Source organism: Sphingopyxis sp. BE259, from assembly GCF_031457495.1.
In the GTDB taxonomy this organism is placed as follows: domain Bacteria; phylum Pseudomonadota; class Alphaproteobacteria; order Sphingomonadales; family Sphingomonadaceae; genus Sphingopyxis.
The window spans coordinates 1,074,773-1,095,522 of the sequence record NZ_JAVDWM010000001.1; the positions used below are offsets into that span (position 1 = coordinate 1,074,773).

Genomic DNA, 20,750 nt, shown 5'->3' on the forward strand with positions numbered 1-20,750 from the left:
AACCGGGATCGCCAGATGCGCGATTTGGCGGCACGCCGCGGCATTTCATTCCCCCTTGCCGACTCACCTGCGGCGGCCTATACGCGGCCTACTTCTTGACATGGTTAGCCAGTTGGGACGTCGGGGCCGCGGGCCGCGGCGGCTATCTCTACATGCTTGCCGGTCATCCGATATTGAAAGAATGACTTGGCTGACCTTGACGTCCTGAATGCGATCATCGCGCCCGAAGCCGAGGCGATGGGCCTGGCGCTCGTGCGCGTCGCGTTTTTTGGTGGCGAGAGCGATCCGACGTTGCAGGTGATGGCCGAGCGGCCCGAGACGCGCCAGTTGACGATCGACGATTGCGCCGACCTGTCGCGCCGCATCTCGGCCCAGCTCGACGCGCTGGAGGAAGCAGGCAAGGACCCGATTGCGCAGGCATATCGGCTGGAAGTGTCGTCGCCGGGCATCGACCGGCCGCTGACCCGTCCCGCCGACTTTGCCGACTGGGCCGGGCATGAGGCGAAGATTGCGCTGAAGGAAAAGCGCGACGGGCGTCAGCGCTTCAGCGGCGAGCTGGTCGGCATCGACGGCGATGTCGTTACGATTTCGGATAAGGAGGGTGTGGAGCACAAGCTGCCGTTCGATGCGATCGACACGGCCAAACTGGTCCTCACCAACAAATTGATTGCCGCAACCGTCCCGCTTTCAGCCGAAGGCGCCGACGAAATGGAAGAAGAAGGACAGGACTGATGGCCACTGCCATTTCCGCCAACCGCGCCGAACTGCTGGCGATTGCCAACAGCGTCGCCAGCGAGAAGATGATCGACAAGACGATCGTCATCGAAGCGATCGAAGAAGCGATCCAGCGCGCCGCCCGCGCCCGTTACGGCGCCGAGAATGACATTCGTGCCAAGCTGGATGTCCAGACCGGCGACCTGCGCCTGTGGCGCGTCGTCGAGGTCGTCGAGACGGTCGAGGATTATTTCAAGCAGGTCGATCTGGCGGCTGCCCAGAAATTGCAGAAGGACGCCCAGCTGGGCGACTTCATCGTCGATCCGCTGCCTGCGGTCGATCTGGGCCGCATCGATGCGCAGTCGGCGAAGCAGGTGATTTTCCAGAAGGTCCGCGAAGCCGACCGGGCGCGCCAGTTTGAAGAGTTCAAGGATCGCGCGGGCGAGCTGATCACCGGCGTTGTGAAGTCGGTCGAATTCGGCCACATCGTCGTCAACCTGGGCCGCGCCGAGGGTGTCATTCGCCGCGACCAGCAGATCCCGCGCGAACTGATGCGCGTCGGCGACCGCGTCCGCGCGCTGATCCTGTCGGTGCGCAGCGAAACGCGCGGGCCGCAGATTTTCCTGTCGCGCGCGCACCCCGATTTCATGAAAAAGCTGTTCGCGCAGGAAGTGCCCGAAATTTACGACGGGATCATCGAGATCAAGGCCGCTGCCCGCGACCCGGGTTCGCGCGCCAAGATCGGCGTCATCAGCTATGACGGCAGCATCGACCCGGTCGGCGCCTGCGTCGGCATGAAGGGCAGCCGCGTCCAGGCGGTCGTCCAGGAAATGCAGGGCGAAAAGATCGACATCATTCCCTGGTCCGAAGATACCGCGACGTTCGTCGTCAACGCGCTCCAGCCCGCCACGGTCCAGCGCGTCGTGATCGACGAGGACGACAGCCGCATCGAAGTCGTCGTTCCCGACGACCAGCTGTCGCTTGCAATCGGTCGCCGCGGCCAGAATGTCCGTCTCGCCAGCCAGCTGACCGGCAGCCAGATCGATATCATGACCGAGGCCGACGCGAGCGAGAAGCGCCAGCGCGAATTCGTCGAGCGTTCGACGATGTTCCAGGAAGAACTGGATGTCGATGAAACCCTCGCCCAGCTGCTCGTCGCCGAAGGCTTCACCGAGCTGGAAGAAGTCGCTTATGTCGGCATCGAGGAGCTCGCCGGCATTGAAGGGTTCGACGAGGAACTGGCGCAGGAACTGCAAAGCCGCGCGCTCGAAGGACTGGAGCGCCGCGAAGAGGCATCGCGCGCCGAACGCCGCGAACTGGGGGTCGAGGACGATCTGGCCGCGATTCCGCACCTGACCGAAGCGATGCTGGTCGTGCTGGGCAAGGCGGGCATCAAGACGCTGGATGATCTTGCCGACCTGGCGACGGACGAGCTGATCGCCAAGAAGCGCACTGATAACCGCCGCGGTCCGCCGCGCAGCGAACGCGCCGAAGACAAAGGCGGCGTGTTGGGCGAATACGGCCTGAGCGAAGAACAGGGCAACGAGATCATCATGGCGGCGCGCGCACACTGGTTCGACGACGAAGAGTCGAGCGAACCGGCGGACGCTGCACCGCAAGCCGGGCCCGCGGCGGAGCCGCTAAACGGGGAGGCCGCCGATGCGGACCCCGCACAATGATCAGCTGAGCGAACCAGACCGCGCTGGTCGGCGCGGCCAGCATGTGCCTGAACGGCGCTGCGTCATCACCGGCGAGGTTTCGCCGGCCGAAAGGCTTGTGCGCCTGGCGCTCGGCCCCGACGGCGGCATCGCCCCCGACGTGCATGGCAAGGCGCCGGGCCGCGGTGCGTGGATCGGCGTCGATCGCGCCACGCTTGAAGCGGCGCAGGCAAAGGGCAAGCTGAAGGGCGGCCTGGCGCGCGCGTTACAGGACGGCAATTTTACCATCCCTGACGATCTGGGCGCGCGGATCGAGGCGCAGTTGGCGCGTGCGACGCTCGACCGGCTGGGACTGGAATCGCGATCAGGCACCTTGCTGAGCGGCAACGAGAAAATCGAGACGGCGGCGCGTAAGGGCCAGGTTTGCCTGCTGCTCCACGCCAATGACGCGGGCGCGGATGGGCGAGGAAAACTGGCGCAGGCCTGGCGGGTCGGCGAGGATGCCGAAGGATCGGGTCGTGAGGGACTGGTCTTGCCGGTGGACCGCGGCACCCTATCTATGGCATTGGGCCGCGAAAATGCGGTGCATCTGGCGTTGACCGACGCCCGCGCCGCAGCGCGGGTGCTGGCGCATTTGAGCCGCTGGCAGTTTTTCACAGGATGGAGTAGGGACGCGGCCAACCGCGATTCCGACCCGCATGCCGCGCCGCTTGCTGGCGAGGACAAAATTGGGGCGGCGCCGACAGGCTCCGCCGCTTCGGACGCGTTTTGAAGGAATGATGAGTTTCGATGAGTGACGAACAGGACAAACCGACCCTGACCCGCAAGCCCCTGGGGCTGAAGCGGACGGTCGAGGCCGGACAGGTGCAGCAGCAATTCAGCCACGGCCGCCGTAATACGGTGGTGGTCGAGGTGAAGCGCCGCCGCGTGCTCGGTCGTCCCGGCGATCCCGCGCCCGAACCGGTGGTCGAAGAGGTCGAGGCCGCTCCTGCGCCCGCCCCGGCTCCTGCGCCCGCTCCGGCTCCGAAGCCCGCCGCGCCGCGCGCGAGCGAGAACGACAGCCTGATGTCGCGTCAGGAACGCCAGGCGCAGTTGCTGCGCGAGGCCGAAGAAGCGCGCATGACGTCGCTGGAGGAAAATCGTCGCCGCGACGAGGCCGCCCGTGCCCGCGCCGTCGAGGACGAGAAGCAGCGCGCCGAGGCGCGTGAGGAACAGGCGACGGCGAAGGTCGCCGAAGCGGCCCCCGCTGCACCGGCTGCGGCGGAACCCGTCGCGGCCGAAACACCTGCGGCCAGCGGTTCGCAGGAAACTCCCGCTCCCCGCAGCACGACCAGTGCCGCGCCAGCCCCGCGCCGGTTCACCCCGATCGAAGCGCCGAAGCGCCCCGAACCCAAGCGCCCCGAGCCGAAGGCAAACCGCGGCGCCGATACGCGGCGCCAGTCGGGCAAGCTGACCGTTACCCGTGCGCTGAACGATGACGAGGGCGCGCGCGCGCGCAGCCTCGCGGCGCTGAAGCGCGCCCGCGAAAAGGAAAAGCGTTCGCACACCGCCGCGTCGGGGCCGCGCGAAAAGCAGGTTCGCGAAGTCACCGTGCCCGAAAGCATCACAGTCACCGAACTGGCGAACCGCATGGCCGAAAAGACCGGCGATCTGATCAAGGCGCTGTTCAAGATGGGCGTCCCGTCGGCGAGCGGCGATACGATCGACCAGGATACCGCCGAACTGCTGGTGGTCGAATTCGGGCATGAGATCATCCGCGTCAGCGAAGGCGATATCGACATCCGTCACGACGAGGATGTCGATGATGCCGCGCATCTGAAACCGCGTGCGCCCGTGGTCACGATCATGGGCCATGTCGATCACGGCAAGACCAGCCTGCTCGATGCGTTGCGCGGCGCGAATGTGCAGGCGGGCGAAGCCGGCGGCATCACCCAGCATATCGGCGCCTATCAGGTGACGACCCCTGACGGGTCGCTGGTGACCTTCCTCGATACGCCGGGCCATGAAGCCTTTACCGAAATGCGCCAGCGCGGTGCCAATGTCACCGACATCGTCATCCTGGTGGTGGCCGCCGACGACGGGTTGAAGCCGCAGTCGATCGAAGCGATCGCCCATGCCAAGGCGGCAGGCGTGCCAATCATCGTCGCGATCAACAAGATCGACAAGGAAGGCGCCAATCCGCAGCGCGTCCGCGAACGCCTGCTCGAACATGAGCTGGTGGTCGAGGAAATGGGCGGCGACGTCCAGAATGTCGAAGTTTCGGCGCTGAAAAAAACCGGCCTCGACAAACTGCTCGACGCGATTGCGGTGCAGGCCGAAATCATGGAGCTGAAAGCCAATCCCGACCGTGCCGCCGAAGGCACGGTGGTGGAAGCCAAGCTCGACAAGGGCCGCGGCCCGGTGGCGACGATCCTCGTGCGCCGCGGGACGTTGAAGGTCGGCGATATCTTTGTCTGCGGCGCCGAGAGCGGCCGCGTCCGCGCGCTGATCGACGACCAGGGCAAGCAGATAAAATCGGCGACTCCGTCGATGCCGGTCGAAGTGCTGGGTCTGGGCGGCGTTCCGATGGCGGGCGACACGCTGACCGTCGTCGAGAATGAAGCGCGCGCCCGCGAAGTGGCGGGCTATCGTCAGGAACAGGCGACGCGCAAGCGCACCGTTCAGGCGCCGGTCAGTCTGGAAGGCATGTTCGAGGCGCTGGCCGACAAGACGAACGTCATCCAGTTCCCGGTCATCATCAAGGGCGATGTGCAGGGATCGGTCGAAGCAATCGTCAACGCGCTGAACAAGCTGTCGACCGACGAGATCCGCGTCCGCGTGCTCCAGTCGGGCGCCGGGGCGATCACCGAAAGCGATGTAACGCTGGCGGCGGCCACGAAAGCACCGATCATCGGTTTCAATGTGCGCCCGAACGCCAAGGCGCGCGACATCGCGAAGCGCGAAAATGTGCGCTTCATGTATCATGACGTGATCTATCACCTGACCGATGAAATCCGCAAAGAAATGGCGGGCGAGTTGGGTCCGGAGCGGATCGAAACCGTCGTCGGCCGCGCCGAGGTCAAGGATGTGTTCCCGGCCGGCAAGCGCGACAAGGCGGCGGGTCTGCTCGTGCTGGAAGGCGTCATTCGCAAGGGGCTGCATGCGCGTCTTACCCGTGACGACGTCATCGTGTCGGCGACGACGATCGCGTCGCTCCGCCGTTTCAAGGACGACGTCGCCGAAGTGCGCGCCGGTCTGGAATGTGGTGTCGTATTGTCCGATACCAACGACATCAAGGCGGGCGACAACCTCGAAGTCTTCGAAGTCGAAATGCGCGACCGGACGCTATAACCAGCGTCCGTTTCGCGCGGATCAGGAGGCGCCCGCATGGCCCGCTACGTCGCCCTGTTCGGCAGCATCAATGTCGGTGGCAACCGGTTGACGATGGCCGACCTGCGCGCGGCGTTCGAGGCCGAGGGTTTTGCCGACGTCGAGACGGTGGTCGCCAGCGGCAATGTCATTTTTTCGCACCCCGCGCGGCCGACGCGCGGGCTGGAAGAAAAGCTGACGCTGATGGTCGATGACCGGTTCGACATGGATTGCGCGGCGCTGGTGCGAAGCCGTGACGAGCTGGCCGCGGCGATTGCCGACAATCCGTTCGCGGGGACCAACGAGGATCGGTTCGTCCACACGATGTTCCTGAACGGCCAGCCGACACAGGCGCAATTCGATGTTCTTGCGGCCGATAAATGGATCCGGCCGAACGAGCGCCTCGCGCTGGGCGAACGGTCGCTTTATATCGATTATGGCGACGGCGCCGCTGACAGCAAATTGACCGCGCGGATGATCGAGCGGCGGTTGGAGCACAAGGGCACGGCGCGCAACATGCGTTCGATCGCGCGGATCGTCGACAAGCTCGACCAGCTGGAGAAAGCGTAAGTCATGAAGCCCGACAAGGATCGGAAAAAGGATAGCGGCCCGTCGGTCCGCGTGCTGCGCGTCGGCGAACAGGTGCGCCATATCCTGTCGGACATATTGGCGCGGGGCGATGCCCATGACGAGCTGTTGGCCAAGCATCCAGTGAGCATCACCGAAGTGCGAATGTCGCCCGACCTGCGTCACGCGACGGTGTTCGTGAAACCTTTGCTCGGCAAAAATGAGGACGCGGTGCTGAAGGCGCTCCGCACCAACACCGCCTGGCTGCAAAAGAGCGTCGCCGAGAAGATGAGCATGAAATATGCCGCGAAGCTGAAATTCCTGTCGGACGAGAGCTTCGACGAGGCGAGCCATATCGACAAATTGCTGCGCGATCCGAAGGTGGCGCGCGATCTGGAGAGCGGCGAGGGTGAGGCAGAGGACTGACCTCAAAACTATCGTCATCCCGGCCTTCCTGGGCACACCGATGTTATAACTTGCTTGTAGCAAATATTTGATTCAGGGATTTCACCTTTTTTAGGCGAAATAACTACAAGTGACATACAACGCGAGGTTATCCGAATGTTTTTCCTTTTACATTTATTCCGATAACAATAAAATTACTACTGAAATATTATAATACACCGCTATATTGATCGTTCATATTTATTTCAATATTCAATTGTATTTTATGGTTCCTGTAACTTTGAAGAAATTTTTGCTATCGTCATGAAATTTATTCTTTGTCGTGTATAGTGTAGCCAGAATGTAAATATCAGGTATGGATTGAGGTTCTATGTCAAATACCTTTTTATCTTTTCTGGATATTCCGATAATTTTTTTAATCTCAATAGTATCTTTGTCGTTTTTTCGGCACAATGAATAAATTTTTTGTTGAGGCGCAATAATTTCATTAACAAAATTTTCGGTGCTTGAATTTGATTCTTTACATATAGCGGACCGTAAATCCTGTCCATTTTGGTTAAGCGCATTAAAATCAGCATAAATACTTATAAACCTGGTAATTTGCTCTGCCCTTTTTGGGCAACCCTTCGGAGTAGAGGGGGCGTAAAAAACATAGCCGTGCAGGTTTCCGCCTGATCGGGCGGCGCAGAACTGCCAGTCTTTAGGCGTTTCTAAAGTATATTCGTAATTATCTACAGTTAATAATGACGAGTTTGCCGTAGGGAACGATCTTTCTTTGCAAGCGGAGGCCAATAACACGGCAGTCAGAACGGAAATAATTTTGGTCCATTTGTAAATTAACATCCTGATTTATTCCATTTTGCGAATCTACGAGAGGTTCCGGTGATTACGTTCAGGACATCTATTGACCAATTAGGATTACCCCCCGTACTAGCGTTCTGCGTATTATAGGGGCCTCTTTTATCGAAAGGGTATTTTCCACTTTGATTATCGCTCGCTAATCTCAGGACAAAGGCGCCAGCGCTGTCACCCACGTCGCTGACGCGGGATCCCCATTCTTGATACCATCGAGACCAGGCTGCATCTGTGGAACTATACGTTACTCCGCTGGATCGGTCACCGCCCGGCGTTGCTCCGAAAGGGTTGTTCTGCGAGCGCGCCATTCTACTTGTGCCAAATCCTGATTCATAAGCCGCGAGGCCCAAAGGAAACATTGGATTAAGACCAAGTTTTCCAGCCCCCTTTGCAGCTAGGCCAACATTGTCTCTAAAAAACGAATTATATGGCTCACCCACACAGTCTTTTTCTGCGGTAACTACAATTTCGCTACCTCCTGATCCACCGCCTTCGCTTCCGTTTGAAGGACGTTCCGGATCACTTGCTTCTGAAAAATTGACGCAACGTTCGAGTCTATATCCTCCAGACCCGCCATCGTCGCCAACGCTTACCATGCCTTGGATTTCAACCCAGCAATATTCTCTAAGACCCATTGGATCCGTAAAATTGACCGGATCGCTACCAACATAATTGTGCCAGTTCATCCCGTCCGCATATCCAATTGGATCCGTCTGCATGAACCGCCCCAGCGTCGGTGAGTATATCCGCGCCTTGTAATACCACATGCCAAGCTCGGGAAGCCAGGTCTGGCCGGTGTAGCCGAACCGCCCGACGTTGCCCGGTGCAGGTATGCCATATTCGTCGTAGGCGTTGATATGCACCGTCGCCCCCGCTGAGTCGGTGATGCTCACCACGCTGCCGCGCTCGTCGGCCATCAGGAACCGGCGGGTCGTGCTGTCGATCGCGCTCCCTTCGTACCACGCGATCGGGTTGTCGATGCCGGGGCCGTGGACATAGCGGCGCTGCACCGCGTTGCCGCCGTTATATTCGCCGATCAGGTCGACGCCGTCATATTCGAACCGCGTCGTCGTCGGCGATTTTACCGTCTCGTACAGGCGCCCCAACGGGTCGTAGGCCAGCGTCGCACCGCCCGGTCCCGTCTTGAGCAGGTTCTCCGCGGTGTAGGTAAAGCTGTTCGTCCCGTCGCTCGTCAGATTGCCGCGACCGTCGTAGCCGAACGCGGTCGACCCGACGTTCATGATCCGGTTCAGCCCGTCGGCAATATAGGCCCGGTCAATATTGTAATGCGCCTGCCAGGCATAAGCATCGTTGCTGCGAGCCACGCTCGCGATCTGCCCCGCGGGATTGTAGGCGAACGTCTGCGTCAGATCGTGCGTCGTCGCCGACCCGCCAAGATTGTTGGTCAGCGTCTGGAGCCGCTGGCTCGCGTCATAACCAAAGCTCTGCGCGCTGCCATTGCCGAACGTCACGCTCGAACGGCGACCGAGATTGTCGTAGGCGTAGTCGGCGAGCACACCGACGCCGCTCGTCGCGCCATTCTCGCGGATCTTCGTGACATTGCCGGCGGTGTCATAGTCATAGTTGATCGTCAGCACCCCGCCCGGATAGCTCATCGTCAGCCGCCGGCTCGCTGCATCATAGGTGTAGCCGATCGTGCCCTGCGGACCGGTCTGGCTCGTCATGCGGCCAAGCGCATCCTGCACAAAGCTCAGGCTGTGGCTCCCCTGCGTGACCCCCGTCGCGCGGCTCATCAGATCATAGCCGTAGCTGGTGTCGGTCTCGCCGGCCGGCAGGTCTTTGCCGGTCAGCCGGCCCAGGTCGTCGTAGCTGTAAGCGATGGCCGTGCTGTCACGCAGTCGGCGCTGCGTCACGCTGCTGCGGGCGTCATAGGTCAGCCCTTCATAATCGCTCGTATTGCTGCTGTTCGCGCCCTTCGTCGTCACCGGATATTGCGTCTGCGACAGCCGGTCGAACCCGTCGTAGACATAAGTGGTGCGGTTGGTTTCGGCGTCGATCACATAGTTGACGCGGCCGTTGGCGGTATAGGCCGTGCGCAACTCGTCGGCGGCGACCGCCGTGCCAACCGCGCTTTCGACCTTCGTCACGCGGCCGAGGCTGTCATAGATATTGCGGCTGATCCGGTCTGGACCGTGGGTGGTCGAGGTTGTGGCGGCGGTGCAGGCACTGGAAGGAAGCGAGGTCCAGGTCGCCGGGTTCATGCGGAGCGCCGTACATTCGAGACGGTTCTTGCTGTCATAGCTATACTGGACGACGCTCACCGCGCCCGACGTCCCCGAGAGAACGTCCTTCGTCTTGTTGCCGGCCGCGTCATAGGTCGTGTCGAGCGTCTGAAAGACGGTCATTGCGTCAAGCGCAACCGCCGTCGCGGCGGTGACCGTGCCGCTTTCGCCCTTGATGACCCGGCTCAGCGCGTCGAACGAATATCGTTCGGCAGCGCGAGGTCGGGCGCCCGCGCCGTCGGGATCGGCGCCGATGACACCGCGGCGGCGGTCCTTGTCGTCATAGACATAGGTCGTCGTATCGTCGCCTCCCGCGAGGGGACCATCCATGGTCGTAAGGTTCCCGCGCGCATCATAGCCATAAGCGACCGCCGAACTGATCGCGCCATTGCCCGAGGCCGCCGTCACCTTCGTCGGCTGAAGGTTCGGGGTATTATATTCGATGGTGACCTTGGTTTCGTTCGCCGTCCCGGCGCACGTCGCAGCGGTCGCGCAGCTCGTGATCGTGGTCGGCTTATATGTCGGCGTCGGATAGTTCACGAGCGTACCGGCGTAGTTTTTATATTGCGCGTAGAGCGCGGTGTAGCTGTAGTTGATCTCGGGTCGCGTACCCGTCTCCGTGCCCGCCGCATCGCCGTCGGGTGACGGAAGCTGGATGCGCGTCACCTGCCCATGCGTCGTGTCATAGGTATAGTCGGTGCGATTGCCGAGCGGATCGAGCACATAATTGGGCTGGTTGCATTTGACCGCGCTGCTGCACGTCGCATCATAATTCGCGGTCGTCACGATGTCGGCGAGACCACTCCCCGATTTGGCGACCAGCCGCGTCTCGGTGATATTGCCGCGGCCGTCATAGATATTGTTGACGTAATTGCCCTCAGGCTCGGTCGTCCGCGTCAGTCGGCCGTTCGCGTCATAGGTGTTCGTGGTCGTGTTGCTGGCGGCGTTGACGATCGTTCCCGGCTGGCCCTGCGACGGGTTGGTGGTGAAGGTGCCGCTGCCCGTTGGGCCGCCGGTCACGGCCAGCACGTCGTTACCGCCGCTCGTCGACCAAGTGTAGCTCTTGGTCACGCCGTCCTTTGTCACGGAGGCGACCTTGTTGCTGGTGTAATAGGTAATCGTCGTCGAGGCCGTGCTATCGGTCGGTTTCCTGATCGACGTCATCCGGTAGCTGGCATCGAAGGTGAACGTCCAGGTGCCGCCATTGCTGTCAACGACCTGCTGCGTGCCGCTCACCGGCGTGGTGTAGGTCGCATTCGGCCAATTGCCCGTGCAGCTTCCAGGGAAGCAATATTCCACGGCGGTGTTGACCAGCGACACCACGCCGCTCCCGACATCGAGCCTGTAACCGGACTGGTCGCTGACCGTCGCCAGCGAATATGCGACATCACATTGCCAGCCCTGATCGGAAGGCCCATTGTCATATAAAGAACAGTCCACCGACCCCTCGTTCCAACTCAGGTCGATTTTTTCCTTCCCCGGCTCGGTAATCGATACCGGCACGGCACATTGCTCGTTACCCGGAGGCGTGCGCATGATGTAAGAGGTGATCTTGCACTCTCCTCGCAGGCCCACGATGCTAATCCGGCGGGGCCAACTATCATCGGGTGCGACGGCCTGCATGCCGACCGCCCTATAGAAAGTCACGGTTCCATCCGCCGCTGTATAGGTGTAAACGGCGGTGCGGAGCGATCCGCTTCCTTCGGTGCTTTGTACCATCGTGGCGCCATTGGCTTTTTTGGGCACCCATGTGCCGCCAACCAGGTTGAAGCTCTCCGATATCCCGCCGCGGACCACCGTAATCAGGGTTCCATCCTGTTTAAGCTGACCGCTGTAATTGTCCTTCCAGCCGGCCCACGTCCAGGTCCGTGCATAGGAAAGGCCAGTCGAGCCGGAGCCGCCTGCGACGTCCATCATCGAGAAGTTGAATGTACCCGTCGATACATCGACACCAAACTCGTCGATATTGCGATAGGGCGTCGGCTCGTTCGCGACTTGCGCAGATGCGGAGGAGGCCATCATCATAGCGCCAAGAAGGACGAGCAACGCCGCCCACATCCCGCGAACAACCGAACCATTCAAAACCAGCATAAAAATCCCCCCGATTTAGCCCAAAGGATCGGCGCCAAGGCGCCCCTGTGATCAGGGCGGGGGATTCGGGGAATTTGTGACCTTCAGCCGGGAGCGATTGTCGGCCTTGTCATGCTCATAGTCGATCGTGACATTGTTGTTCACGCTTCCCGTGCGGACGACCTTCACCAGTCGGCCTTTGGCATCGTAACTGTAGGTGATGGTTTCCGCAGCCGCGGCGGGCGTTGCGATCGCAAACGAAGGCAACAAGACTAGTAGCAAGCAGGCGCGATTCATAATCACTCCCCGGTGGAGACAGTTGACGAATCGAGACCCTGCAAACTGACGTTGCTTGAATAAGAAGCTATGCCTCGCTGTATATACCGTCAACTTGAACGAGCTACTAAGTGCCAGAAATCATATCCAAAATGGCGGTATTGCTTTAACCGTCGCATTCCGGCACCAATTGCAGCCAAAGTGGCGGTGATTGTTTCCAGATTGATCGGAATATGCGGTCTCGACAGGTGCCGGCGTCCTCGCGCCTCACCAAGACGCATCTGTTCAACGACGTCAACGCCCCCCGACCGATATCCCCGACATATGCCGCCCGGTAGCATCGCGGCTGAGCTGGAGCACGACATCGATCGTCGTCCGCACGTAGGACAATATATCGGCGCGCTGGAGCGTCGAGCCGCCCTCCAGCACCAGCAACGCCAGCTGCTCGAACGCGCGCTCGACGCTGTCCGCGTGGATGGTGGTCATCGACCCCGGATGTCCGGTGTTGATCGCGCGCAGGAAGGCGAAGGCTTCCGGACCGCGCAGCTCGCCGAGAATGATGCGATCGGGGCGCATGCGGAGCGATGCCGATACCAGGTCGTTGGCGGTAACGGCTGCTTCGCCCAGCGCGCTACGCGCGGCGATCAAGCCGACCGCGTTGACATGCGCCAGCCGGATTTCGGGCGTATCCTCGATCAGGACCAGCCGCTCCTCAGGCGGTATTTCACGGATCAACGCATTGAGGAAGGTCGTCTTGCCCGACGATGTGCCACCCGAGATCAGCACATTGAGACGCCCGCGCACCGCCGCGCGCAACGCGGCGGCGACATCGCCGCTGTTCACCAGTTCGCGCACCCGCTCGACCACTGCGGTTTGCCCTTGCCCCGCCTTGCGAACCGCGCGGAACGCATCGGCTGCAACATAATCGTCGAGCGTCAGATCGGCCGACACATGCTTGCGGATCGCGATCACCAGATCGCCGCGCGTCGCGGGCGGTGCAACAACCTGGATGCGCGAACCATCGGGCAGGCTCGCCGACAGCAAGGGATGCTCGCGGCTGATCCCCTGATGGCTGAGCGCCGCCACCTGCCGCGCCAGTCTGGCCAGCAACGCGGCATCGAGTGTGGGAACATCGTGACGTTCGATCGCGCCGCCGAGCGTTTCGATCCAAAGCTCGCTTGGCCGGTTGATATAGATGTCGGTGACATCGGCGCGGTCCAGCGCGAACGACAGCGGCGCTAAATAACTGCCAAGATAGACCCGCTCGGCGACCGCGGCCGTCATCGCACTGCCTCAACCCCGGTGAAGTCGAGATCGCGCGCAACGAAGACACTGATGCTCGTTCCCTGCCGGACGCTGAGCGTCGGCGGGATCTGGGTCGCCTGCGTCGTCGAACCGGCGCCGGGCAAGGATCCCGGCAAGGCGATCACCACCGAATCCCCCACCGAGCGGGCCGCGAGGTTGCCGCCGATGAGCATCGCCGTCTGCAGGATCGACCCCGCAAAGCGCTCAAAGAAATGACTGTTGACCCTCGCGCGCACCCCGCCGACGCCGACCGGATCGGTCGCGGGCGACTGGAGCGCGATCGTCACCCCGTCGGGACGGATCAGCCGGGTCCAGGTCACGAACGCGCGTTTTTGGCCGGGACTGGTGTCGGACGCATATTCGCCGATGAGACGACTGCCGCGCGGGATGAGTACGCGGGTGCCGTCGAAGCCGTGGACGTCGCGCTGGACGAGCGCGCGCGCGAAGCCCGCGCCGGTCGAGTTCATGGCGGTTTCGAGAACGGCGGGGATCAGCGTGCCCTGCGGCACCGTGGTCGCACGATTGGCAATCGATCCCGCGCGGCTGCGCGCGGTGGCACCGAGCGGCGCTGCTGACTGTCCGCTCGCCGCTGGCGGCGCTGCTCCATCGGCGGCAGGCCGCGCTTGCGAGTCGACGATCAGGATGGCGCCGCCGCTGGTGCGCGGCGCCGGGACCGCCTCGAGCGGCGGGGGCGCATAAGAGATCGGCGGCGGCTGCGAATAGGATGGGGGCGACGGCGCCGGGGCAGGACGCGGCTGCAGCTCGCGCGATGCGACAACGGGGCTCGGCGGAGGGGCGAGCAGCAGCTCCGTCATGGCCCGCGGTACGGGCGGGATATAGAGCGGTGGCGGCGCGTGCGACGCCCCGACGAGCTCGGACGGAGCGGGACGCACCGCAGGCGCCGACAAGGCCCGGCGCCGCGCATCGAGAACCGAGAAGAGCAGTGCAGCGGCGATGACCGCCCCGATCCCGATCACCACACCTGAAAGTCCAGCCCGCGGACGGGCGACCTGTGGCACTAGGCCGCGCTCCGCGGTTTGTTCGGGAACGGCGGGAGTGGCGTCCGGCGTACTCACGAAGCATCGGCCTTGGGCAGATAGCGCTTTGCGCGCGCCGTCTTGCGATCGATACGAAACAGCAGCATTTCATGCACGCTGTCGATCACATAGAGGCCGCCGCGCATATTGCCGTTGGCCAGCCGCTCGCGGCCGTAGTCGTCGATGACGAACACCGCGGGAAGTGCGACATCTGCCGGCCAATCGATATACGTCTTGATCCCGTCATCATGCACGCGGACCGGCCACAGCGCACGGCTGCCGCCCATCCGGTACATGCCCACCGCCGCGGCAGCGTCACTCGCCATGGCTCCGGCATCGGCTCCCGGCTCGGGAGGATAGCGAAAGCGTATCTCGTAAGGCGGCGTGCCGTTCGCGGGCACGAGATCGAAGGCATAGAAGCGCGCGCTCGTGATCACCGTCATATTGGTGCTGATCCCGCCGGCGGTCGGCCGCACGAACAGCATGTTGCCGCTCTGGCTTGCGACCACCTGCCACGCGCCGCTGTCGCCGACCGCGACATTCTGGATCTGCTCATCGGGCGCCAGCGCGATCATCACCTGATAGCCTGGCGCGGCTTCGACCTCGACCACCTGGTCGCGGCGATAATCGACGGTCTGCATACGCGCGTCGCCCTGCCCCGGCTGCGGGCGTACCTGCCCGACGGCGCTGGGTCCCAGCAGCAAGGGGAGAAGGGCAAGCGCAAAGCGAGCGATCATGGGCGGCTCGGGATCGGTTGGCCCGCGCTCTGTGCCGGCTGGGTGGTACGTGCGGTGGTGGGCGTTCCGACGACAACGGCGGTCGCCGGGGCTGGCGCGGCGAGCGCCTCGGCGCTCTTGCGATAGCTCGTCACCTTGAACCCCAGCGGGTTGATCATCCGGTCCGCTACCGACATGGGCTCGCCGCTATAACCATAGCGGACGATCGCGACCCACGGCTGGCCTGGCGCTGCCTGCCCGCCAGCATCGCGCCGCTGTGTGTCAAAGCGCACCATCGCGGTGTCATCGCTCATCGGAGTGACGCTTTTGACCTGCACGCCGATCAGCGACGAGCGCGGCAGTCGCACCAGCGGGCTGTCCGGATTGGAGACCTGCACCTCGGACAGGTAGCTGTTGCGCGCAGCGCCGTCAGACCAGAGCGAGACCTTCTGATAGTCGCTCTGCACCGAATTAATGTCGAAGCCCTCGCGGGCAATGACATATTGGACGAGGAAGGACTGGGTAAGCGCGCGCTCGCGCGAGATCGACTGCGGCTCGAGGGGTTTGAGCGGCTGCACGAAGCCGGTCTGGCGATCGACTAGTAACGTATAGGGCTCGACGGTCTTGAGCGGGGTCAGGAACAGCAGCGCCAGCGCTTCACAAACCGCGATCACCGAGGCCGCCCCGGCCACCCACCACGCGGTACGCCGCGACGACCGCAGGGCGTCGTCGCGGTCGTGCGCCCAGCTCCCGGCTTCGGCGTAATAGGCATCGAGGACTTCACGGCTGGGTTTGTTCATGAGCGCCGATCCCTGGCAAGTGCGCGTGTCGATATGCGTTGGCGGGTGCGGCGCCCGGACGAGGCCGCGGCGGACGCGGCGCTATAGTGCTCAATGCCGTCCTGCCGCCCGGCGCTGCGCGCGATATGCGCCGCGCGCGACCCGCCGCTCGTCTCGGCGGCGACGGTTTCGCGGCGCTGATTGATCGCGACCGCATCGGCGATCGCCGCGGCACGCGAGCGGCTCTCAATCGGTGTGTGGGATGCGACAAGCTGCTGCACCGTTTCAACACGTGGGGCGCTACCCTCAGTTTCGCGGGTGGATCCCGCCCGCATCCACGCCGGGATGTGCAGGCTGAGTGCCACGCGCCCGACTATGAACATCGCGGCGGCCAGCGCGATTGCGAAGATCGTCGTCGCGGCGAGCAGCTGCGCGGGCGCGCCGATGATGTCGAGACCGCCGCCGCGCCGGGCTAGCAAGCCGGCGAGCCATGGCTCAAGGAAAGCGAGCGCGACACCGAGTGTGATCGCGATGGCGAGACTGCCGAGCGCGGAGCCAAGCAGCGCCTTGAGCCAGCCCGCGAACAGGCCGCGCGTCCCATCGAACAAGAGGAAGGCGGCGAACAGCGGCGCCAGAGCCAGCAGCAGACCGGCAACGATCCGCACCACCGCAAAAGATGCAATCGTCGAGACGAGGAAGATCACGCGGGCAAAGCCGAGCGCGAAGTTGTCGAACCCGATGAATGGCGCGGGGGGAACGGCCGGCATGGTGGGCAGCCCATCGGCGCCGAGCGGTGCCGGGCCGACACCTTCGATCGCGAGGATCGTGAGCGCCTGATCGATACCATCGATCCGCTGGACCAGTCCGCCGCCGCTACCCGGCAAGCTCGCGGCGCCGCCAATCGTCGCGGCCAGCTCGGCGGGCGCGCGAAGGATGATGTCATAAACGAGGATCTGATAGGCTGGCCAACTTGTCGCCAGCAAGAGCACCAGCCCGATCTTGACGAAGGTCAGCACGCCTTCGCGGATCGTCGGCGTATGGCCGAGCAGCATCCGGTAGCCGAGAAACGCGATCAGCAGCGTGATCATTCCGGTCAGCAGGATCGACGCGGTCGATCCCGGCGTCGCCAGCGCGCCATAGCCCTGCGCACCGATGACCTGCGCCTGGCAGTCTAGGAAACGAAGCGCGCTCGGCGCGAAGCTCTCCGGGGCCGGGATCGAGTCGCAGACCGCCATGATCACGCGCGCTCCATCAATGGGTCGTACCAAGCCTCGGGCGCGTCGCCATGTTCGGCGCGCAACTCGTCGAGAATACGCACCGTGCGCTCGCGCCCCGACAGGATCGTCAGCAGCTCGTGCTCGCCGCTGAGGTTAAGGCGCGCGACAACGCTTTCATTGCCATGCTTGACGAGGAAACAATGCGCGCTGTCGGGCAGTGACCGCACGAGCTCATATTCGTGGCTAGTCAGACCGAACCCTCTGACATAATCTTCGGCGCGCGCTTTCGGGTTCGCCATGAAGATCTGCGTCGCGGCCTGCTCGATGATCGCGCTGGCAATCCGGCTTTCAAGCGCATCCTGCGCACTTTGCGTCGCAAAACCGACGATGCCATTGCGCTTGCGGATCGTCTTTTCCCAATCCTTGATCCGGCGCACGAACACGTCGTCGTCGAGCGCCTTCCAGCCCTCGTCGACGACGATGATCGCCGGACTGCCGTCGAGCCGTTCCTCGACCCGGTGGAAAAAATACATCATCGCCGGGGTGCGCACCGCCGGGTCGTCCAATATCTGCGTCATGTCGAAGCCGACCGAGCGGACTGACAAATCGGTCGCGTCTTCTTCATTGTCGAACAGCCAGGCGCGTTCGCCATCGCCCCACCATGGCCTGAGGCGCGCCCACATGTCGTCGGCGTGCGGGCGGTGCCCGCCGCGGAATAGCTCGACGATATGGCGCAGCCGGCGATGATGCGGCGGTTGCGCATAGTTCGCGTCGATCGCATCCTTGATCTGCGCCAGCTCCTCGACGCTAGCGCCGCCCGCGAGCAACGCGAGCCAGTCGATCAGGAACTGGCGGTTGGCGGCATTGTCCTCCAGCTGAAGCGGGTTAAGCCCCGACGGCGCGCCGGGGCGCAGCACGTCATAACGCCCGCCGATCGCGCGGATGAACAGCTCGCCGCCGCGATCCTTGTCGAAGAAAACGATCCGCGGATCGAACTTGCGCGCCTGCGCGAGCAGGAAATTGAGCGCCACCGTCTTTCCCGATCCCGAGGGGCCGATGATCGTGAAATTGCCGAGATCGCCCTCGTGGAAGTTGAAGAAATAGGGGCCGGCCGCAGTCGTCTCGAACAGGGTGACGGCATCACCCCAATGATTGCCATGCGGCTGGCCGAGCGCAAAATTATGCCCGCTGGCGAGTCCCGCGAAATTGCCCGTCGAGACAAGACCGCGCCGCGCGATATATTTGAAGTTTCCCGGGAACTGCGCCCAGAAGGCAGGTTCGAGCGCAATTTCCTCACGCACCGCGATGATGCCAAGATCGGCGAGTGCCGCCTGGACTTCGGCGACCCCCCCGTCGACCTCGGCGGGCGAAGCGCCGCGGATGCCGATCGTCATATGATGCTCGCCAAACCCCGAACGTCCGGCGGCGACCTCGTCCTTGGCGCTCGCCAGTTCGGCGCGCAGGCTCAGCGCCTCGTCCTCGGCTGAGCGCATCCGCCGCAGCGTCAGGTTCATTCGCTCGAGCGCCGACTGGCGCTCGACGAAGCCGAAAGATTGCGAGATTATGAGCTCGAACGGCAGCCGCAGCAGTTCGTCGAACATGCCCGGGCTGGTCTGGCCCGGATAATCCTTGATCGACACGAGGCCCAGAAAGCTGCGATCCGAATGACCCGACGGTCCAAGTTCGATCGCCTCCTGCCCAAAACTGATCCGCCGATCGGGCAGATAGGCGCCGATGTCCTGCGTCGGCAGCAGCACCGGGCGGCTCTCGCCATTGTAGAGCGTCGACAGGAATTCGAGCGGCTCGGAGCAAGGCCCGACCGGTCCGTCATAGACCGAAAGCAGCGAAGGCGCATAGCTGCCGAGCGCGGCCATCAACGCCTCGCGCGCGGTGTCGAGCTGGCGAAGATCGTGCGTTTCGGTGTCCGCCGCCGAACGCGCGCCGCTCAGCTTCTCGCGCAGGCTGTCGAGCATGCCAACCCGGCCTTGCAACGGGCGACGGATCAGCGTGAGGTAGAGATCGTTGACGAACAGCTGACGCCGGTCGAGCCGCCCCTGCCACGCTGCATCGAGCTTGGCCGAGAAAGGATCGCTATACGTCCCGTCAAGCCCGGCCTCGATGCGGCGGCGGACGATATGATGATAAATGGCAAAGCGCGACGAGCCGATCGATTGCAGCATCGCATCGCGCAGTCGCTTGCGATAATTGATTTCGTCGGTGTCGGCGGTCTCGAACAACATGCCGCGCAGCGCGATGACCTGCATCAGCAAGCCGTCGCGGGTCGCGATCGTGTGATCGTCGACATGATGGCCGTAAGGCAGGTGGCGCCCCGCAGGCGCCTCCCTGGCAACGATCTTGGGCGAGGATGCTAAGGCCGGTAGGAGTTGCATCGCCAGATCGAAAAATTGCGCACGCGCGGGCAGCGACCGACCCTGGCGAGCCACAGATCAAAGAAACGCGGCTCGCGCAGGCACAGCAGCACCCCCGCCAGATGGACGACCAGCGCGATCACCAGCGCCCAAACGGTGCGAAAGATCAGGAACAATTCGGTGGCGAGCACCGCGTTGGCTACGAAAAAGCTGTAGGTCACCCCCGCGAACATCTGCGGCCGCGTCAGCGCGACGAACATCACATCGCGCTCGACCCCGTTCACCGGTCAGCGACCGAGGCTGGCGGTGGACTGGATGCCCGCGACGATGCTCGCGGCACCGAACAGGATGAAGCAGCCGACGATCACCGTTGCACCGTAACGCCAGTTGATCCGTCCGGTCAGCATCATGAAGCCGACCATCGCGACCGCGATGACCGCGACGACGGTGGCAATGGTGCCGAGGAGGGTGCCTTCGAGCCAGCGCAACGCCGATACCAGCACGCCCGAACCGGCCGGATCGGCAATGTCCTGGGCTTGCGCGGTCGCGGCGTGGAGGAGGCCGAGCATGGCTGCCGAATATCCGGCAATTCTGTGTTTGAGCTTCACGTAGTTGACCCGCTTCTCGCAAAGAACCTTTTTGATTTCAAGCGCGAGGCTAGTCTTGACCAAATGCGCCTTCCAGTCGGAATCGACCAAAGCCGGCAACAATTGGTGCCAAAATGGTGGCATTTTCGATTGCCGCGAGGGGCTTGAGGGCGCTGGATGGGATGCACTGGAGTTTGTATGTCCTTGCCGACACTTTCGCTCACCGATCCACCCACGGATAGCCCGGTCACCGAGGGCGTTGCGTGGATTCAAGGTGCCGCTCTGGGCAGCACCGCGACGATTGTTGCCGTCGTCGCGGTCGCTACGATTGGCATGCTTATGCTGTCGGGCAGATTGGAATTGCGACGGGGGATTACCGTCGTGCTGGGGTGTTTCATATTATTCGGCGCCAGCGGTATCGCAGCTGCGCTAACCGGGTTGGCGGGCGAGAATCTACCGCAGCGCCGACCAATGGCTTCAGATGCTGGCCAGTTATCGAGCCAGCTGCAATCGCCAACCTCGCCGCCTGCAGCATACGATCCCTACGCCGGGGCCTCTGTGCCGACGCCACGGTAAAATGCAGCGGCGTGCTGCGTCCGGCATG

General features: G+C 62.9%; 18 protein-coding genes. 7 read left to right on the forward strand and 11 right to left on the reverse strand.

Going from position 1 to position 20,750, the window contains the following annotated elements; translation table 11 throughout:
* Positions 1-186 precede the first annotated feature (186 nt).
* The 6 genes from rimP to rbfA are packed head-to-tail and all read left to right on the forward strand — an operon-like array spanning position 187 to position 6,713.
* A complete protein-coding gene (gene rimP, locus J2X44_RS05210) occupies positions 187-732 on the forward strand; it encodes a ribosome maturation protein RimP (RefSeq protein WP_310088380.1) in 546 nt (181 codons plus the stop codon).
* Positions 732-2,393 (forward strand): transcription termination factor NusA, encoded by a 1,662-nt coding sequence (gene nusA, locus J2X44_RS05215; RefSeq protein WP_310088381.1) that lies wholly within the window; start codon positions 732-734, stop codon positions 2,391-2,393. The genes rimP and nusA overlap by 1 nt, the downstream gene beginning before the upstream one ends.
* Entirely contained in the window at positions 2,374-3,144 is a 771-nt protein-coding gene (locus J2X44_RS05220; protein WP_310088382.1) for a DUF448 domain-containing protein, read from the forward strand. Before nusA ends, J2X44_RS05220 begins: the two co-directional genes overlap by 20 nt.
* Before the next feature lie 17 nt (positions 3,145-3,161).
* Entirely contained in the window at positions 3,162-5,702 is a 2,541-nt protein-coding gene (gene infB / locus J2X44_RS05225; RefSeq protein ID WP_310088383.1) for a translation initiation factor IF-2, read from the forward strand.
* 36 nt (positions 5,703-5,738) lie between these two features.
* Positions 5,739-6,290 carry a DUF1697 domain-containing protein gene (locus J2X44_RS05230; protein ID WP_310088384.1) on the forward strand — a complete coding sequence of 184 codons (552 nt, stop codon included), beginning with the start codon at positions 5,739-5,741 and terminating at the stop codon, positions 6,288-6,290.
* Between the two features lie 3 nt (positions 6,291-6,293).
* The gene (rbfA, locus tag J2X44_RS05235; RefSeq protein WP_310088385.1) at positions 6,294-6,713 is read left to right on the forward strand and encodes a 30S ribosome-binding factor RbfA; all 420 of its coding nucleotides are present in this window, start codon (positions 6,294-6,296) and stop codon (positions 6,711-6,713) included.
* A gap of 231 nt (positions 6,714-6,944) precedes the next feature.
* Here the strand turns inward: rbfA and J2X44_RS05240 are convergent, their stop codons facing one another.
* From J2X44_RS05240 to J2X44_RS05290, 11 genes are all read right to left on the reverse strand, one after another.
* Positions 6,945-7,535: a hypothetical protein gene (locus tag J2X44_RS05240; protein ID WP_310088387.1), complete on the reverse strand. Its 591-nt coding sequence runs from the start codon at positions 7,533-7,535 to the stop codon at positions 6,945-6,947.
* A complete protein-coding gene (locus J2X44_RS05245) occupies positions 7,529-11,812 on the reverse strand; it encodes an RHS repeat-associated core domain-containing protein (protein WP_310249210.1) in 4,284 nt (1,427 codons plus the stop codon). Before J2X44_RS05245 ends, J2X44_RS05240 begins: the two co-directional genes overlap by 7 nt.
* Before the next feature lie 120 nt (positions 11,813-11,932).
* A complete protein-coding gene (locus J2X44_RS05250; protein WP_310088389.1) occupies positions 11,933-12,157 on the reverse strand; it encodes a hypothetical protein in 225 nt (74 codons plus the stop codon).
* A 273-nt stretch (positions 12,158-12,430) separates the two neighbouring features.
* Positions 12,431-13,420, reverse strand: coding sequence for a P-type DNA transfer ATPase VirB11 (gene virB11, locus J2X44_RS05255; protein ID WP_310088390.1), 990 nt, complete (start codon positions 13,418-13,420; stop codon positions 12,431-12,433).
* Entirely contained in the window at positions 13,417-14,418 is a 1,002-nt protein-coding gene (locus tag J2X44_RS05260; protein WP_310249213.1) for a TrbI/VirB10 family protein, read from the reverse strand. Before J2X44_RS05260 ends, virB11 begins: the two co-directional genes overlap by 4 nt.
* A gap of 95 nt (positions 14,419-14,513) precedes the next feature.
* Positions 14,514-15,182: a TrbG/VirB9 family P-type conjugative transfer protein gene (locus J2X44_RS05265; RefSeq protein ID WP_310088392.1), complete on the reverse strand. Its 669-nt coding sequence runs from the start codon at positions 15,180-15,182 to the stop codon at positions 14,514-14,516.
* Between the two features lie 29 nt (positions 15,183-15,211).
* A complete protein-coding gene (locus J2X44_RS05270) occupies positions 15,212-15,994 on the reverse strand; it encodes a type IV secretion system protein (RefSeq protein ID WP_310088393.1) in 783 nt (260 codons plus the stop codon).
* The gene (locus J2X44_RS05275) at positions 15,991-17,208 is read right to left on the reverse strand and encodes a type IV secretion system protein (protein ID WP_310089311.1); all 1,218 of its coding nucleotides are present in this window, start codon (positions 17,206-17,208) and stop codon (positions 15,991-15,993) included. Before J2X44_RS05275 ends, J2X44_RS05270 begins: the two co-directional genes overlap by 4 nt.
* Positions 17,209-17,210: 2 nt before the next feature.
* Positions 17,211-19,580, reverse strand: coding sequence for a VirB4 family type IV secretion/conjugal transfer ATPase (locus tag J2X44_RS05280; RefSeq protein ID WP_310088396.1), 2,370 nt, complete (start codon positions 19,578-19,580; stop codon positions 17,211-17,213).
* Complete coding sequence (locus J2X44_RS05285) at positions 19,559-19,843, reverse strand: type IV secretion system protein VirB3 (RefSeq protein ID WP_310088397.1); 285 nt, start codon at positions 19,841-19,843, stop codon at positions 19,559-19,561. Before J2X44_RS05285 ends, J2X44_RS05280 begins: the two co-directional genes overlap by 22 nt.
* A 3-nt stretch (positions 19,844-19,846) precedes the next feature.
* Positions 19,847-20,149, reverse strand: coding sequence for a TrbC/VirB2 family protein (locus J2X44_RS05290; RefSeq protein WP_405053390.1), 303 nt, complete (start codon positions 20,147-20,149; stop codon positions 19,847-19,849).
* 195 nt (positions 20,150-20,344) lie between these two features.
* On the opposite strand from J2X44_RS05290, the gene J2X44_RS05295 reads away from it, so the two are divergent.
* Positions 20,345-20,722 carry a TrbC/VirB2 family protein gene (locus tag J2X44_RS05295; protein WP_310088401.1) on the forward strand — a complete coding sequence of 126 codons (378 nt, stop codon included), beginning with the start codon at positions 20,345-20,347 and terminating at the stop codon, positions 20,720-20,722.
* Positions 20,723-20,750: the final 28 nt, after the last annotated feature.